The sequence below is a fragment of the Ruegeria sp. HKCCA5426 genome (assembly GCF_013034585.1).
Taxonomy (GTDB): domain Bacteria; phylum Pseudomonadota; class Alphaproteobacteria; order Rhodobacterales; family Rhodobacteraceae; genus Ruegeria.
Genome location: NZ_WQGH01000021.1, coordinates 7,501 through 22,302 on the forward strand (window position 1 = coordinate 7,501; position 14,802 = coordinate 22,302).

Sequence of the window (14,802 nt, forward strand, 5' to 3'; positions counted from 1 at the left end):
TCCTGCCAGATCAGTTCCTCAGTGGGGGCTTCTTCGCCGATATAGTTCGAACGCGGGCCCATATCGCGGTGGGTCAGTTTGAACCAGGCACGGGCGAAGGCATCAGCGAACTCGTCCGGGTTTTCGTGGAAGCGTTTCGAGATCGGGCCATAGATCGGATCCATGCGCATCGCCATATCAGCGGTGGTCATCATGGTCTTGACCTTCTTGGACGGGTCGTGAGCAGCCGGGGCCATGTCTTCTTCTTTGACGTTCACCGGCTCCCAGATATATGCACCCGAGGGGCTTTTGGTCAGGTTCCAGTCATAGCCGAACAGCAGGTCGAAATATCCATTGTCCCATTTGATCGGGTTCGCGGTCCACGCGCCTTCGATGCCCGAGGTGGTGGTGTCGTCACCCTTGCCCGAACCGAATTTGTTGATCCAGCCAAAGCCCATTTCCTCGATCGGGGCGGCTTCGGGTTCGGGTCCAACCAGATCAGGATCGCCCGCACCATGCGCCTTGCCAAAGGTGTGACCACCGGCGACCAAGGCAACAGTTTCTTCATCATTCATCGCCATCCGGCCAAATGTCTCGCGGATGTCGCGGCCCGAGGCCAAGACATTCGGCTCTCCATCCGGGCCTTCGGGGTTTACATAGATCAAGCCCATCTGCACGGCGGCCAGCGGGTTTTCCAGATCACGTTCGCCTGAATAGCGGCTGTGCGGGTTGTCGGTGGGGGCCAGCCATTCAGTCTCGGTCCCCCAATAGATATCTTCCTCGGGGGCCCAGATATCTTCGCGGCCGCCGGCAAAACCAAAGGTCTTGCCACCCATGGATTCGATGGCGCAATTGCCCGCCAGGATCATCAGGTCGGCCCAGGAAATCTGGTTGCCGTATTTCTGTTTGATCGGCCACAGCAGGCGGCGCGCTTTATCAAGGTTGCCGTTATCCGGCCAGCTGTTCAGCGGCGCAAACCGCTGGTTCCCGGTCGACGCCCCGCCACGGCCATCTGCGGTCCGGTATGTCCCGGCGCTGTGCCATGCCATACGAATGAACAACCCGCCATAGTGACCGTAGTCAGCAGGCCACCAATCCTGCGAATCCGTCATCAGCGCATAGAGGTCTTCCTTCAACGCCTTCATATCCAGCTTCTTGAACGCCTCTGCATAATCGAAATCGGCACCCAGCGGGTTCGAGGCTGGCACGTTCTGGTGCAGAATCGAGAGGTTCAACTGGTTCGGCCACCAATCCCGGTTCGAGCGGGTTCCGGCGCCATGCATCACAGGGCAACCGCCTGCCTTGGGGTTATCACTTCCGTCCATGTCGATCTCCAATCCTGGCTAAATTCCGGCAATCTTGCGCGGTTAAAAACTTGGTCGATCAAGAACACATATAGATGACGTTTTTATCTACCCTAAACGCACGGTGAAAATTCGCGCAGGCGGGATAGGCAAGAGCGACTCTTTGGTCTTGTCGAGAACCGTTCTAACAAAGACCAGCAATGCATTTAAGTTTTGTTTATGGATGATTGTGATAACTAAAAATTATCATAATTCATTCATCCTGCATTAAAGACTTCAGCCCTACCCGGTAATTCGGATAGCGCAGGGTCACGCCAAGCTCATCCTTGATCCTGTCATTTCTGACACGCTTGTTTTCGTTGTAAAAGCTGCGGGCCATCGGAGTCAGATCAGCCTCATCAAACGGCACGGCTGGGGGAAGGGGCAAGCCTTGCAGCTCGGCTGCATAGGCGATCACATCCTGCGGCGGAACGGGTTCGTCATCGCAAACATTGTAGATTGCGCCGGGATTTGGGGCCGCCATCGACGCCACAAGCACCTGCGCAATATCTGCGACGTGGATACGGGAAAAGACTTGCCCGGGTTTGATAATGCGACGCATCCCAACGCGTTTGAGCTTGGAAAACGGGCCGCGGCCCGGTCCGTAAATACCAGCCAGACGGAAGATATGGGTCGGTAGACCCGGAATGTCCTGCCATTGAGACTCGGCCCGCACCCTCCACCTGCCGCGTTCGGCCGTTGGTGCAGGTGGGGTCATTTCATCAACCCAATCACCCTGATGATCGCCATAAACCGCTGTGGTGGATAGATACCCAACCCATTTGAACTGCGAAGCGCACGCTGCGATCTCATCCCGCAGGGCCGCCAGAACAGGATCGCCCTGCGCATTTGGTGCTGTCGAGATTAGCAAATGCGTGACCCCGTTCAGGTCGGGTGTCTGTCCAGGCCAGACAACAGGTTCGGCCCCGGATGCCTTCAGAGCCGGTGACTGCGCAGGGTCACGCGTGGTGCCCAGAACCCGCCAACCCTTCGGCTTCAACAGCCGGGAAACTTCCTGTGCCGAGTAACCGTGACCAAACGAAAAAAGAGTGCCTGTCATGCCGCCCTTGATGATCTGCAATCTCGGCAGATGCAAGCTCGGGTGCCGAGATACTTGATTCGAATCCCTCAATGCGCCTTTCTTTTAGGCATGAGTACCAAAACACCCGACCTGCACGCCGCCTATGCGCTGGAGTCTCCAGAGGATCACAAGCGGCTCTATGCGGAATGGGCCGGCGATTACGACGAAGGGTTCGCCGCGCGCGAGGACTATCAACTGCATGTCCACACCGCTCGGGCTTTTGTCAGCGCCGGAGGCCAGGGTCCGGTTCTGGATGTCGGCGCAGGCACCGGGTTGTGCGGTGCCGTTCTTGCCGGTTTAGGCGTGGGTCCCATAGACGCCACAGATATCAGCGCCGAAATGCTGGACCGCGCCATGCGCAAGGATATCTACCGCGATGCGATTGAAGCTGATCTGAACAAAGGTATCCCCGTGCCGCGCGAAAGCTACTCCGGCGTTGTATCATCCGGCACGTTCACCCACGGCCACCTTGGGCCAGAAGCTCTTCCTGCATTGCTACGCGTCGCCCGGCATGGGGCGCAGTTCGCACTGTCCATCAATGCGCAGCACTATGAGAAATTGGGTTTCGCGGAAGCCTTGCACAAGATGGCGCAGGGTCAGATACAGAACCTGACTCTGTCCGAAGTCCCCATTTATGGCGATCTGGCAGTTGGTCCAAACAAGGACGACACAGCCCTGATCGCCCTGTTCGAGCGCGTCTAACGTCCTTTCCAGACCGGATCGCGCTTTTCAGCAAAAGCACGCGCCCCTTCCAGATTATCCTCAGACCCATAGAGCGTATCCACGGTTGGCAACTGCCGCCTTGTAATCCGGTTCATGACATCCTGGAACTTGGAATCCTCGGCCTCTCGCACGATCTCTTTGATCGCCGCATAAACAAGCGGGGGACCGCTGGCCAAAAGGCACGCCAACTCCCAAACGCGATCCATCAACTGATCGGACGGCACGATCTCATTGATCAGGCCCCAGTTCTTTGCTTCTTCCGGGTTGAACCAGCGCCCGGTCAGCAGAAGTTCCATCGCGACATGGTAAGGGATGCGCTTGGGCAGCTTGACGCTGGCGGCATCCGCCACCGTACCCGAACGGATTTCCGGCAGCGCGAAGCTTGCGTGATCGGCGGCGATGATCATGTCCGCGCTCAGGGCCAATTCCAGCCCACCCCCACACGCAATGCCATTGACGGCCGCGATGACCGGTTTGTTCATATCGCGCAGCTCTTGCAAACCGCCAAAGCCGCCGACGCCGTAATCACCGTCTACCGCATCGCCGTCCGCTGCTGCTTTCAAGTCCCAACCGGGGCAAAAGAACTTGTCTCCACCCCCTGTAATAATGGCGACCCGCAAATCCGGGTCGTCGCGAAAGTCGCGAAACACATCCCCCATCACGCGGCTGGTGGCGAGATCAATCGCATTTGCCTTTGGCCGGTCCAGAGTGACCTGCAGGATCGCGCCCTCGCGCTTGGTTTTGACCGGATTCATGAGCTTGCCTTTCGGATCAGGGCATCCACCGCAACCGCCCCATCGGGGCCGCAAATGAGCGGATTGATTTCAACTTCGCTGACATGGGCTGCATTAGCAATGACATAGGTTTGCACGGCATCTATCGTATCCAGAATTGCCTGCATGTCCGCTGCGAATTTGCCGCGGTAGCCCGCCAGCAAGGGCGCACAGGCCAGTCGGTCCAGCGCCTTGTGAACCGCCTGGCGGGACGACGGGATCAACAAAGACACCGAGTCCCTCAGAATTTCCGTTAAAACCCCACCTGCGCCCAACGTCAGTACATATCCATGGGCCGGATCGCGCGTCACGCCGATCAGCAGTTCGGCAACCCCGCTTGGCGCCATTTCTTCGATCAGAATTTCCGCCGTTCCAATCTCGGACGCGGCGCGGTCCACATCCTCAAGGTTCACATTCAGCCGAACGGCTCCCTGGTCGGATTTATGCGCCAGCCCCACACCTTTAACCGCAAATGGACCGACCAGTTTTTCTACAGACTGCCGTGCCACGTCAGGCTGCGCCACGACGCTTTTCGGCACTCGTACACCGTATTCCTCAAGGGCCAGTTTCGCCTCTGCCTCGGTCAGAACAATGTTCGTTTCAGCAGAGGATGGCATCAGAACAGAATCCGCTTGGGCGCCGAATGATCGCGAGGCGGCTTCGACGGCCGCCAGTGCCTCGTGCAACCCTGCAAACGGCACCACCCCTCCGTCCAGCAGCCGTTGGGCAACGTCCTCAGGCATCAATTCCGGCAAAGTTGCTGTCACGGCAAATGGACGACCCGAACGCGCCACGCAATTCAAAGCAGCTTGCGTTGCACAATCCCAATCTGTCGAGTCCGTGTGTGGATAGTCGACGATTGCCATGGTCAAACCCTGCTCTGGACTCATCATGGCGGCCCATGCCCGCGTCATGGCCGCCGCGTCGCGCCAGATATAGGTGTGATAATCCAGCGGATTGGCCAATGCCACCATCGGCCCCAAGGCATCCCGCAACTCGGCCCGTTGCGTCGAAGACAGCGGCGGAAAATGCACATCCCGGCTTGTGGCCATATCTGCGGCAAGGCTGGCCTCTCCTCCCGAACAGCTAATGGTACCCAGACCATTGCTATTCAGCCGTCCGGTCACATGCAGCAGCTTGAGACACTCCAAAAAGCTCGGAATGTCATCCAGCCGTGCAATTCCCAACCGGTCCAAAAAAGCTTGCGCACCAGCATCGCCACCAGCCAAGGACGCCGTATGCGAGATCGTCGCCGCCTGCGCATGGGCAGAGCGACCCATCTTGAGCGCAACAATCGGCACACCCCGAACCCGCGCTTTTCTGGCCAAAGCCTCCCATTTGCGCAGATCACCGAAACCTTCGATATGCACGCCAATGGCAGTAATGCGATCATCGTCCAACAGAGCCAGGGCAATATCGGCCTGATGCGTCTGAGCCTGATTTCCGCAGGTCAGCATGAAAGCCAACGGCAGGGCACGGCGCTGCATCGTCATGTTGATGGCGATGTTCGAACTTTGCGTCAGGATCGCAACACCACGATTCACAGGCCGCATTCCATGCTGGTCGGGCCATACAGCCACACGATCCAAGCCGTTCACAAACCCATAGCAGTTGGGGCCAAGGATCGGCATATCCCCAGCCGCTGCGATTAACTGCTCCTGAAGGTCCGCTCCTGCGTCATCTTCGGCCTGCGCCTCAGTAAAGCCCGAGGCGAAACAGACCGCGCCCCCCGCGCCCATCGCGGACAGAACCTTAACCGTTTGAATTGTGGCGTGCCTGTTGATCCCCACGAATGCCAGATCAGGCGATGAGGGCAGCACCTCCAGTGAACCGAACGCCTTTTCCCCAGCAACCTCAGCCGCCTTGGGATGAACGGGCCAGATATCGCCCTTGAACCCGAACTTTCGCGCCTGCTGAATGACCGAGGCACACCACGCCCCACCCCCGATCACAGCAATGGATTCAGGGTTTAGCGCACGGGTCAGCGCTGCGGTCATGCGCCAAGCGCCCGCAGCAGATCGCGGCTGATGATGTGGCGTTGGATCTCGCTGGTGCCGTCCCAGATGCGTTCAACACGGGCGTCGCGCCAAAACCGTTCCAGCGGGTAGTCATCCATAAGACCCATGCCGCCATGCACCTGGATCGCCGCATCCGTCACCCGCGCCAGCATTTCCGAGGCATAAAGCTTGGCCGAGGCGATCTCACGATTTGCGGGCAACCCCTGATCTAAGCGATCCGCGGCAGCAAGGGTCAGCAGGTCGGCGGCATCAATCTCGGTGATCATGTCGGCGATCTGGAAAGACACGCCCTGAAACTTACCGATCTTCTGGCCGAACTGTTCACGCGTTGCAGCATAATCCAACGCATAGTCGAATGCCCGGCGCGCACGCCCAACCGACATGGCGGCGACGGTGATCCGCGTTGCATAGAGCCATGTGTTCATCACCTCAAACCCGCCATCGACCTCGCCCAAAACCTGCGCATCCGGCAGGCGGCAATCGTCGAAATCCAGCACCATGTTCTTATAGCCGCGGTGGCTGACCGACTTATATCCGTCACGAATCGTGAAACCCGGAGTGCCGCGATCCACCAAAAAGGCGGTGATGCGCTTCTTGGGGCCTTTGGGTGTTTGATCCTCGCCGGTTGCGATGAAGACGATGATGAAATCCGCGTGTTCTGCGCCCGAGATGAAATGTTTGGTGCCATTGACCACCCAATCACCACCGTCCCTCACAGCAGCGCACTTCATCCCCCGCACGTCCGAGCCCGCGCCCGGTTCGGTCATCGCCAGCGCATCCATCTTTTCACCACGCACGGCGGGCATCAGATAGCGGTCGATCTGATCGCCCTCGCAGGCCATCAAGATGTTCTGCGGGCGTCCGAAGAAATGGTTCAAGGCCATGGACCCGCGACCCAGTTCACGCTCGACCAGTGCGAATTCCAAATGGTTCAGGCCAGCGCAGCCGACGCTTTCGGGAAAATTGCAGGCATAAAACCCCAGCTCGATCGTCTTGCGCTTGATCTCGTTGGCGATCTCCTGCGGAACCTCGCCCGTGCGCTCAACCATGTCTTCATGCGGGTAAATCTCATTTTCGACGAAACTGCGAACGGTCGATACGATCATCTCTTGTTCGTCGGACAGGCCGTATTGCATTTGGAGTCTCCACGTCTGAATCTGAACATATCCTGACGCGGGTTGATCTTTCTGTCGTGCAGAAATAGTCATGAAGCATGCAGAAATGGATCAAATCCCCCTCTGCGCCGCAGCAATTCGGGGTGCTTCTGTTCGACGGGTTTTCAAATCACTGCCTCGCCAACACGGTCGAGCCCCTGCGTGCGGCAAACACGATAGCAGGTCAAAAACTGTATGATTGGAACTTTCTGTCACTGGACCGCACGCCCGTGACGTCTTCTTCAGGTTTGCAGGTCGCACCGCACCAAACGCTTCAAGATGCCCGCGGGGATATTCTGTTCGTCATGCCCTCTTACGGGTTCCGGGCGCATGGCGGATGGCGCACCTTGGCCGGGTTGCGCGCTTCTGCTGGTCGCTATGCGAAACTGGCCGGATTGGACACCGGAAGCTGGCTGCTGGCGCTTGCGGGGTTGCTGGACGGTCACCGCGCCACGATCCACTGGGAAGAACTGAACAGCTTTACCGAGCGGTTCCCCGACATCGACACAAGGCGCGAGCGTTACATCATCGACCGCAAGCGCATCACCTGCTCAGGTGCTATGGCCGCCTTTGATCTGGTCCTGCACCTGGTCGGGCAGGATCACGGGCAAGCACTGGCACTGGAGGTGGCGCAGCTTTTCATGACCCGCAATTCCGCGCGCTCGCATTCCGGTGGCGCGGGTGCGACCAGCGGATACGTGAACAAGGCGCTGGCATTGATGCAGGAGAATCTGGAAACGCCGCTGGCGATCACCGAAATCGCCCGCCGCGTTGGACGATCACACAAAGCTCTGTCCGTTCGGATGCACGCGGAACTGGGCGCGGGCCCAGCGCAAGTTTACCGCCGCCTGCGCCTGAACCTTGCGCGCAAGCTTGTCACCGAAACCGACCTGACGATTGCAGAGGTCGCCTTGCGGTCAGGCTATGACGATCCCAGCGCGCTGACCCGTGCATTCCGGGCCGAATTCGGCGTTACGCCACGCACGTTGCGGGCCGGTTAGGTATACATCTGTTTCTTGAAGGCACGCGTTCGGGTCGTCGCGTCAGCCGATCCATCGTGATACGTGCCAAACCACTTGTCGAACGGGATTTCGGACGTGCCATAGTTGCATTCAAAATACCGGTGGTGGAGTTGGTGAAAGAAATCCCCGGCACGGGCGGCATCCGTGTCCCCTGCCCTGAGTTTTTCGAACCCCGAATGCGACAGCACCGGGCTGATCTGCTGGAAATAGGTATGAAACAGCAGGTGCAGCGGGTGCGACGGCACGATCAGGTGAATGAAATAGGTCGTGAAGTACAAAAGGTTCTCGTACCAGTGGTTCGAAATGCCCGACCATGGCCCGATGTTCACGTTGCGGTGGTGAACCGCGTGGACGTGTTTATAAAGCTTCGGATGATGTTCCAGCCGGTGAACCCAATAGAAATGCAGCCCTGACCACATCGGGATGAACAGCATCCACACCACGCACCAGACCGGCGCGCTGGCCCATGTCACGGTCGGCACATATCCGTTCGCCATCGCCCAGTAGATCACCCATTGATAAACGGTGGCGACCGTCATCGCGCTGCCCAGCGTCCACCAGATGTTATCCCAGACCTGATTGCGGAATGTGAAGTTGCCGTTGTCGCGTGTCAGGTCCCGGCGGTCGAATTTCTTGTACATGCCCTGCCCTTTGCGCATGTACAGCCACCAATGAAGCCCGCCCGCGACCAGGATCTGCGGCACCATGTTCAGCAACCAGATGCGGAACATCCAGCCGGGCGCGAAGCTCTGCATCGTTTCCAACGCAGGAAAAAAAAACACGTAAGCCGTCACCGCCAGAACCATGCAAAGCGTCAGCGACGTGATCTGCAACCAAGCGCCGCTGTACCACTTCAAAACGGCTGCGGGGCGTGGTGGCCAGCTGAACAATGGGTTCAATCCCACCGGCCCGTCAGGATGGTAGTGCCACCGGGCGGCTTCGGGGTCCTGAGACGCGTTGGTCATCGCGGCCTCCTGCTTATGTGGCGTAGTCTGAGCCTTCGGCATCCAGCAGAGATTTGATCTCTCGCAGATGTGCTTCGGCCTGATCGGGATAGTCGTCCAGTTCTTGCGCGGTCTTTTCGGCAACCTCGTCCGATAACACGCGCAAGGGCTGACCGGTCTGAAGCGCGCGAATATATGTTTCGGCCGCCCGTTCGAAATAATAGAGCCTATTAAAGGCATCTGCCGGGTCGCTGCCGATGACCAACACCCCGTGATTACCCATGATCATGACCTTCTTTTTCGGGTCTGAAAGCATGGCCGCGCAACGCTCACCTTCGCTTTCAAAGGCCAGTCCGCCAAATTCCTCATCTACCACATATCGGTCGTAAAAGGTTGCCGTGTTCTGGTCGATCGGCGGCAGGGTGCTGTCAGCAAGCGAGGCGAGAACTGTCGCAAAAATGGAATGTACATGCATCACACAGCGCGCATGAGGGCAGCGCCGGTGGATAGACCCATGCAAACCCCATGCTGTCGGGTCCGGAGCGCCGGGTTGGGCCATCACATCAGGATCATTCGCGTCCAAAAGCAACAGGTTTGACGCCTTGATCCGCGCAAAATGCATCTGGTTGGCGTTCATCAGGAATTGCGTTCCTTCCGGATTGACCGCCAAGCTGAAATGGTTGGCCACGCCCTCATGCATGTTCAACCGTTCCGTCCACCGGAAAGTCGCGGCAAGGTTCACTCGCTCGGACCAGTGGTCGATATTGGGCCGCAGATTGGTGACGCTCATGTCAGGCTCCTGTCGGGTGAATTCGAACTACAAAAAGCTTGCCTTCGCCGGGGATGTTTGACCAACGAAAAAAACGCAAGTAATGCATTAGTCAAACTTATGCTTGAGTTATGCCAATGCAGAAATCTCTTCCTCCGCTGGGGTGGCTGCGCACGTTCGAGGCCGCGGCACGCCATCTTTCGTTCACCGGTGCCGCGCGGGACCTGAACATGACGCAAAGCGCGGTCAGTCAGCAAATCAAATCGCTGGAGGGGTATCTGGGTCAGCCCTTATTCTTGCGTAGGCCCCGCGCACTGGAACTGACGGAAGCCGGAATTACTTACCTGCCGGTTGTGCGAGATGCGTTTCGAACTCTGGTTCGGGGCACACAGGCCGTCACCGGCACGCAGCAGAACGCAGTACAGGTTCAAAGCAACATATCTTTCGCCGTGAACTGGCTTGCCCCAAGACTTCCGAGATTTCGGGCGAAGCACCCGGAGGTTCAGTTGAATATCTTCACAGAGCTTTGGGAACCAAGGGAAATGGCCGAAGGCGCTGCGGTCGAGATCCGGTACTCTCTGCGTCCCTCAGATACGGTACGCACCGAGTTATTAAGGACCGATCATTATTATCCAGTCTGCGCGCCAGGGTATCAGGTTACGCTGGAAACTTTGCAGCAACATCCGTTGTTCGATTGCTCCAACCTGCTGTCGAATTGGGAGTGCTGGGTCGAAGAACAGGGTCTAATTTGGGAAAAACCGCCCATCACTTACTCGACGACCTATCTGGTCAGCCTCTCGGTGGCGATGGCAGGCGGTGGGCTGTGCCTGACACATGACACCATCGCCCGCAGGTTAATTGACGAGGGCAAACTCATCGCGCCTTTCGATCATCGCGCGGCAATGCCCGAAGCTTATTACCTACTGCTGTCGCCTCAGGCCGAAGAAACACCCGGAGCTTTGGCCTTTGCCGATTGGGTGCGCCGCGAGATTGAAAGCGATCTTCAAACATGATGGAACGCTCCCGCCCATCGGCAATGCCCACAGGGGGCATCTTCTTTGGTTGGGCCGGGCAGCGCTGACGCGCTGCGTGACGGTTTCATGATAGCTGTTCAGCAGGGGTTGAACCTTTCCCAGCATTCAGGAAAGTTGGGCCATGGAATACACACCTTTCCCAAGTTGGCCCGAAGTCGCCCCCCGTTTGATCGCTGTCGCTGCAGGACGCGAAGCCGCAGATCTGGTTATCCGCGGCGGGTCGTGGGTAAATGTGCACAGCCGCGAAGTTCTGCCAGGTCACGATATTGCCATTGCATCCGGGCGCATTGCCTTTGTGGGAACAGATGCGTCGCATTGCGTCGGGCCAAACACCCGGATCATCGAAGCGAACGGTCACTTCATGCTGCCCGGCTTGTGCGATGCCCATATGCATATCGAATCAGGGATGCTGACACCGGCCGAGTTCGCCCGCGCGGTCATTCCACATGGAACCACCAGCATGTTCACCGACCCGCATGAAATCGCCAACGTGCTGGGGTTAGACGGCGTGCGGATGATGCATGACGAAGCGTTGATGCAGCCCGTGAACATCTACACCCAGATGCCATCCTGCGCACCGTCTGCGCCCGGCCTTGAAACAACGGGATACGAAATCACCGCACAGGACGTTGCCGAAGCGATGTCCTGGCCCGGCATAATCGGGCTGGGCGAGATGATGAACTTCCCGGGTGTGATCAATGGCGACCCCAAGATGCTTGCCGAGATCGCAGCAACGCAAAATGCGGGAAAAACAGTAGGCGGACACTACGCTTCGCCTGATTTAGGGCCTGATTTTGCGGCATACGTGGCAGGCGGACCGGCAGACGATCACGAAGGAACCTGCGAAGCCGACGCAATCGCGCGGGTTCGACAAGGTATGCGATCCATGATGCGGTTGGGGTCGGCATGGTTCGACGTGGAAAGCCAAATCACGGCCGTTACCGAGAAAGGGCTGGACCCAAGGAACTTCATCCTTTGCACGGACGATTGTCACTCTGGGACATTGGTCAATGATGGTCATATGAACCGGGTCGTGCGACATGCGATCGCCTGCGGGTGCGATCCGTTGATCGCATTGCAAATGGCCACGATCAACACAGCGACCCATTTCGGACTTGAACGTGAGATCGGCTCGATCACGCCGGGACGGCGGGCCGATATCATTCTCAGCTCAGACCTGACCGAACTGCCGATTGAAACGGTCATCGCCCGCGGTCAGGTTGTGGCCGAGGGCGGAACAATCACGGTGAATTGCCCACATCTTGACTGGCCCGAGACCGCACGGAACACTGTCCATCTGGGGCATACGCTCGCCGCTGCTGATTTTGAGATCACAGCGCCCGCCGGAGCCAATCGCGTACAGGCCAACGTGATTGGAGTGGTTGAAAATCAGGCGCCGACCAAGGCGCTCAAGGCCGAGCTGCCGATCATCGAAGGGTTGGTGGAAGGCGAAGGTGAGGTTTGCCAGATCGCGCTGGTCGAGCGCCACCGCGCGACCGGAGGGGTCACGAACGCCTTTGTCTCGGGGTTCGGCTATCAGGGCAAGATGGCTATGGCATCTACCGTGGCGCATGACAGCCACCACATGATCGTTGTGGGTACCGACCGCGAGCAGATGGCCCTGGCCGCAAATCGACTGGCCGAGGTCGGGGGCGGGATCACCATTTTCCGCGATGGCGCGGAACTGGCCTTGGTCGAGTTGCCCATTGCCGGACTGATGTCCGACAGTCCTGCATCTGACGTGGCAGCCAAGGCCGAACGCATGGTCGAGGCGATGCAGGCCTGCGGCTGTGACCTTAACAATGCGTATATGCAGCACTCGCTTTTGGCCCTTGTCGTGATCCCCGAGTTACGGATTTCCGACCTCGGCCTGATCGACGTGCGTACATTTGAAAAAATTGATCTTCTGGAACCACTTGCATGACAATAATAAAAACACCCGACGTGCCCAGCGCCGAGAAATTTACCGATCCGGCTGCTGCCGTTGAACGGCTGGAACAACTGTACGAACAAGCAACGCGCTTTCTGTGCGACAGCTTTGCCCAGGCGATGGAACAAGGCACCCCGACCGAACGATACAGGGCCTTTTACCCGGAGATTCGGATCAAGACCTCGTCTTATGCGCAGGTGGACAGCCGTCTGAGCTTTGGCCATGTTTCCGAGCCCGGAATGCACGCAACCACCGTCACGCGGCCTGATCTGTTCCGGTCCTACCTGACCCAGCAAATCGCGCTACTGATCAAAAACCACGATCAACCGGTGACGATCGGAGCCTCAGATACGCCGATCCCGGTTCATTTCGCGGTGGCGAACAATCCGGATCTGGTTGTTCCCCATCAGGGTGCGGCCGGTTTCACGCTGCGTGATGTCTTTGATGTTCCTGACCTGACCACCACGAATGACGACATTGTAAATGGCGTTCACGATCACGAAGACGAAGATGGTCCACTGGCCTTGTTTACCGCCCAACGAGTCGATTATTCACTGGCGCGTCTGGCCCATTATACGGCAACCGATCCCAGCCATTTTCAGAACCACGTGCTGTTCACCAACTACCAGTTCTATGTGTCCGAGTTCGAAAACTACGCGCGCGAACAACTGGCCGATCCCGATAGCGGCTACATCAGCTTCGTATCGACCGGAAATGTGCAGATCACCACGGCGGATGGAACTCTGGAACAACCGTTGAAGCTGCCGCAGATGCCGACCTATCACCTGAAGCGCGCGGATGGGTCGGGCATTACGCTGGTCAATATCGGGGTCGGGCCTTCGAATGCCAAAACCGCCACTGATCATATCGCGGTTCTGCGGCCTCATGCATGGCTGATGGTCGGTCACTGTGCGGGTCTGCGCAACACGCAGGCGTTGGGCGATTTTGTTCTGGCGCATGCCTATCTGCGCGAAGACAAGGTACTGGACGATGACCTGCCGGTTTGGGTGCCGATTCCTCCGCTGGCCGAGGTTCAGGTGGCCTTGGAACAGGCCGTCGCCGAGGTCACGGAACTTGAGGGGTATGAGCTGAAGCGGATCATGCGTACGGGCACCGTCGCCTCGGTCGACAACCGCAACTGGGAGTTGCGCGACCAGTCCGGACCCGTGCAACGCCTCAGCCAGTCACGCGCCATCGCGTTGGATATGGAAAGCGCCACCATAGCGGCGAATGGCTATCGGTTTCGCGTCCCTTATGGCACCTTGCTATGCGTATCGGACAAACCGCTGCACGGGGAATTGAAGTTGCCGGGTATGGCTTCGGCGTTCTATACCACGCAGGTCAGCCGCCATTTGGCGATCGGAATACGTGCAATGGAACATCTGCGCGGCATGCCGTTAGAGCGCCTGCACAGCCGGAAATTGCGTTCTTTCGACGAAACGGCCTTTCTCTGAAGCAAAAAAGCAACGTTTTCCCCATATTTTTAGGGTGTTCGGCGCTACTATTCGTTGTGTTCGGCCACAATATCCCGTTACAGTTACGCGGTGAGGCCCTATTTATCGGGCACGTTAAGGAGACCAAGAAATGGCAAAGCCTATGACAAAGACTCAGCTGGTTGCTGCTCTCGCTGAGGAAATGGGGACAGACAAGAAAGCCGCCAACAGCGCGCTTGAGGCCATCACCGGCCTGATTACCCGCGAAGTATCCGCCGGTGGCGCAGTGACCCTGCCCGGCGTTGGCAAAATCTACTGCCGCGAGCGCCCCGAGCGCATGGTGCGCAACCCCGCCACCGGCGAGCAGTTCAAGAAAGAGGCCGACAAGGTGGTCAAGATGACCATTGCGAAAGCTCTGAAGGACAGCGTGAACGGCTGATCCCAGCTTTCACTGCGAAATGATCAAGGGCCGCCGTTCGGGCAAGCCACTATAGGTAAATGTTGACGAGCTATCGACCAGCAGTTAGGCTGCTGGTCGTTTTCGTGAGCCTCCCCAACTGAACGGGTCCACCGTTATGTTCAGGAAACGGAGGACTAAG

13 protein-coding genes (1 of these 13 only partly in view) are annotated in these 14,802 nt (G+C 58.0%); 6 read left to right on the plus strand and 7 right to left on the minus strand.

Annotated elements, in window-relative coordinates:
- Nucleotides 1-1,304 carry the 5' portion of a catalase/peroxidase HPI gene (katG, locus tag GOV87_RS19830; protein ID WP_171212919.1) on the minus strand. Its footprint begins 898 nt before the window's first position, so only the first 1,304 of its 2,202 coding nucleotides appear in the window; the start codon lies at nucleotides 1,302-1,304; its stop codon lies off the left edge, out of view.
- 232 nt (nucleotides 1,305-1,536) lie between these two features.
- Nucleotides 1,537-2,382 (minus strand): SDR family oxidoreductase, encoded by an 846-nt coding sequence (locus GOV87_RS19835; protein WP_171212920.1) that lies wholly within the window; start codon nucleotides 2,380-2,382, stop codon nucleotides 1,537-1,539.
- Between the two features lie 90 nt (nucleotides 2,383-2,472).
- Here GOV87_RS19835 and GOV87_RS19840 point away from each other — a divergent pair, with 90 nt between their 5' ends.
- Nucleotides 2,473-3,105, plus strand: a complete 633-nt coding sequence (locus GOV87_RS19840) for a class I SAM-dependent methyltransferase (protein ID WP_171123617.1) — start codon at nucleotides 2,473-2,475, stop codon at nucleotides 3,103-3,105.
- Here GOV87_RS19840 and GOV87_RS19845 read toward each other — a convergent pair.
- The 3 genes from GOV87_RS19845 to GOV87_RS19855 are packed head-to-tail and all read right to left on the minus strand — an operon-like array spanning nucleotide 3,102 to nucleotide 7,053.
- A complete protein-coding gene (locus GOV87_RS19845; RefSeq protein WP_171212921.1) occupies nucleotides 3,102-3,881 on the minus strand; it encodes a carnitinyl-CoA dehydratase in 780 nt (259 codons plus the stop codon). The genes GOV87_RS19840 and GOV87_RS19845 overlap by 4 nt on opposite strands.
- Nucleotides 3,878-5,896, minus strand: a complete 2,019-nt coding sequence (locus GOV87_RS19850) for an acetate--CoA ligase family protein (protein ID WP_171212922.1) — start codon at nucleotides 5,894-5,896, stop codon at nucleotides 3,878-3,880. The genes GOV87_RS19845 and GOV87_RS19850 overlap by 4 nt, the downstream gene beginning before the upstream one ends.
- The gene (locus GOV87_RS19855; RefSeq protein ID WP_171123623.1) at nucleotides 5,893-7,053 is read right to left on the minus strand and encodes an acyl-CoA dehydrogenase family protein; all 1,161 of its coding nucleotides are present in this window, start codon (nucleotides 7,051-7,053) and stop codon (nucleotides 5,893-5,895) included. Before GOV87_RS19855 ends, GOV87_RS19850 begins: the two co-directional genes overlap by 4 nt.
- A 77-nt stretch (nucleotides 7,054-7,130) precedes the next feature.
- Here GOV87_RS19855 and GOV87_RS19860 point away from each other — a divergent pair, with 77 nt between their 5' ends.
- The gene (locus GOV87_RS19860) at nucleotides 7,131-8,072 is read left to right on the plus strand and encodes a GlxA family transcriptional regulator (RefSeq protein WP_171212923.1); all 942 of its coding nucleotides are present in this window, start codon (nucleotides 7,131-7,133) and stop codon (nucleotides 8,070-8,072) included.
- Here the strand turns inward: GOV87_RS19860 and GOV87_RS19865 are convergent.
- Nucleotides 8,069-9,058, minus strand: a complete 990-nt coding sequence (locus GOV87_RS19865; protein WP_171212924.1) for a sterol desaturase family protein — start codon at nucleotides 9,056-9,058, stop codon at nucleotides 8,069-8,071. The two genes, GOV87_RS19860 and GOV87_RS19865, sit on opposite strands and share 4 nt — an antisense overlap.
- A 13-nt stretch (nucleotides 9,059-9,071) precedes the next feature.
- Entirely contained in the window at nucleotides 9,072-9,827 is a 756-nt protein-coding gene (locus GOV87_RS19870) for a class II aldolase and adducin N-terminal domain-containing protein (RefSeq protein ID WP_171123629.1), read from the minus strand.
- Nucleotides 9,828-9,943: 116 nt separating this feature from the next.
- Between GOV87_RS19870 and GOV87_RS19875 the strand changes: the two genes are divergently transcribed.
- The 4 genes from GOV87_RS19875 to GOV87_RS19890 all read left to right on the plus strand — a co-directional run bounded on the left by GOV87_RS19875 (nucleotide 9,944) and on the right by GOV87_RS19890 (nucleotide 14,642).
- Entirely contained in the window at nucleotides 9,944-10,819 is an 876-nt protein-coding gene (locus GOV87_RS19875) for a LysR family transcriptional regulator (RefSeq protein WP_171212925.1), read from the plus strand.
- 142 nt (nucleotides 10,820-10,961) lie between these two features.
- Nucleotides 10,962-12,764 carry an adenine deaminase gene (gene ade / locus GOV87_RS19880; protein ID WP_171212926.1) on the plus strand — a complete coding sequence of 601 codons (1,803 nt, stop codon included), beginning with the start codon at nucleotides 10,962-10,964 and terminating at the stop codon, nucleotides 12,762-12,764.
- Nucleotides 12,761-14,224: an AMP nucleosidase gene (locus GOV87_RS19885; protein ID WP_171123954.1), complete on the plus strand. Its 1,464-nt coding sequence runs from the start codon at nucleotides 12,761-12,763 to the stop codon at nucleotides 14,222-14,224. Before ade ends, GOV87_RS19885 begins: the two co-directional genes overlap by 4 nt.
- Nucleotides 14,225-14,354: 130 nt before the next feature.
- The gene (locus GOV87_RS19890) at nucleotides 14,355-14,642 is read left to right on the plus strand and encodes an HU family DNA-binding protein (protein WP_068341148.1); all 288 of its coding nucleotides are present in this window, start codon (nucleotides 14,355-14,357) and stop codon (nucleotides 14,640-14,642) included.
- Nucleotides 14,643-14,802 lie beyond the last annotated feature (160 nt).

Excerpts from the sequence above, each read along its gene's own strand:
- GOV87_RS19835 (WP_171212920.1), bottom strand. The coding sequence starts at position 2,382 with ATGACAGGCACTCTTTTTTCGTTTGGTCACGGTTACTCGGCACAGGAA.
- GOV87_RS19840 (WP_171123617.1), top strand. The coding sequence starts at position 2,473 with ATGAGTACCAAAACACCCGACCTGCACGCCGCCTATGCGCTGGAGTCT.
- GOV87_RS19845 (WP_171212921.1), bottom strand. The coding sequence starts at position 3,881 with ATGAATCCGGTCAAAACCAAGCGCGAGGGCGCGATCCTGCAGGTCACT.
- GOV87_RS19850 (WP_171212922.1), bottom strand. The coding sequence starts at position 5,896 with ATGACCGCAGCGCTGACCCGTGCGCTAAACCCTGAATCCATTGCTGTG.
- GOV87_RS19855 (WP_171123623.1), bottom strand. The coding sequence starts at position 7,053 with ATGCAATACGGCCTGTCCGACGAACAAGAGATGATCGTATCGACCGTT.
- GOV87_RS19860 (WP_171212923.1), top strand. The coding sequence starts at position 7,131 with ATGCAGAAATGGATCAAATCCCCCTCTGCGCCGCAGCAATTCGGGGTG.
- GOV87_RS19865 (WP_171212924.1), bottom strand. The coding sequence starts at position 9,058 with ATGACCAACGCGTCTCAGGACCCCGAAGCCGCCCGGTGGCACTACCAT.
- GOV87_RS19870 (WP_171123629.1), bottom strand. The coding sequence starts at position 9,827 with ATGAGCGTCACCAATCTGCGGCCCAATATCGACCACTGGTCCGAGCGA.
- GOV87_RS19875 (WP_171212925.1), top strand. The coding sequence starts at position 9,944 with ATGCAGAAATCTCTTCCTCCGCTGGGGTGGCTGCGCACGTTCGAGGCC.
- ade (WP_171212926.1), top strand. The coding sequence starts at position 10,962 with ATGGAATACACACCTTTCCCAAGTTGGCCCGAAGTCGCCCCCCGTTTG.
- GOV87_RS19885 (WP_171123954.1), top strand. The coding sequence starts at position 12,761 with ATGACAATAATAAAAACACCCGACGTGCCCAGCGCCGAGAAATTTACC.
- GOV87_RS19890 (WP_068341148.1), top strand. The coding sequence starts at position 14,355 with ATGGCAAAGCCTATGACAAAGACTCAGCTGGTTGCTGCTCTCGCTGAG.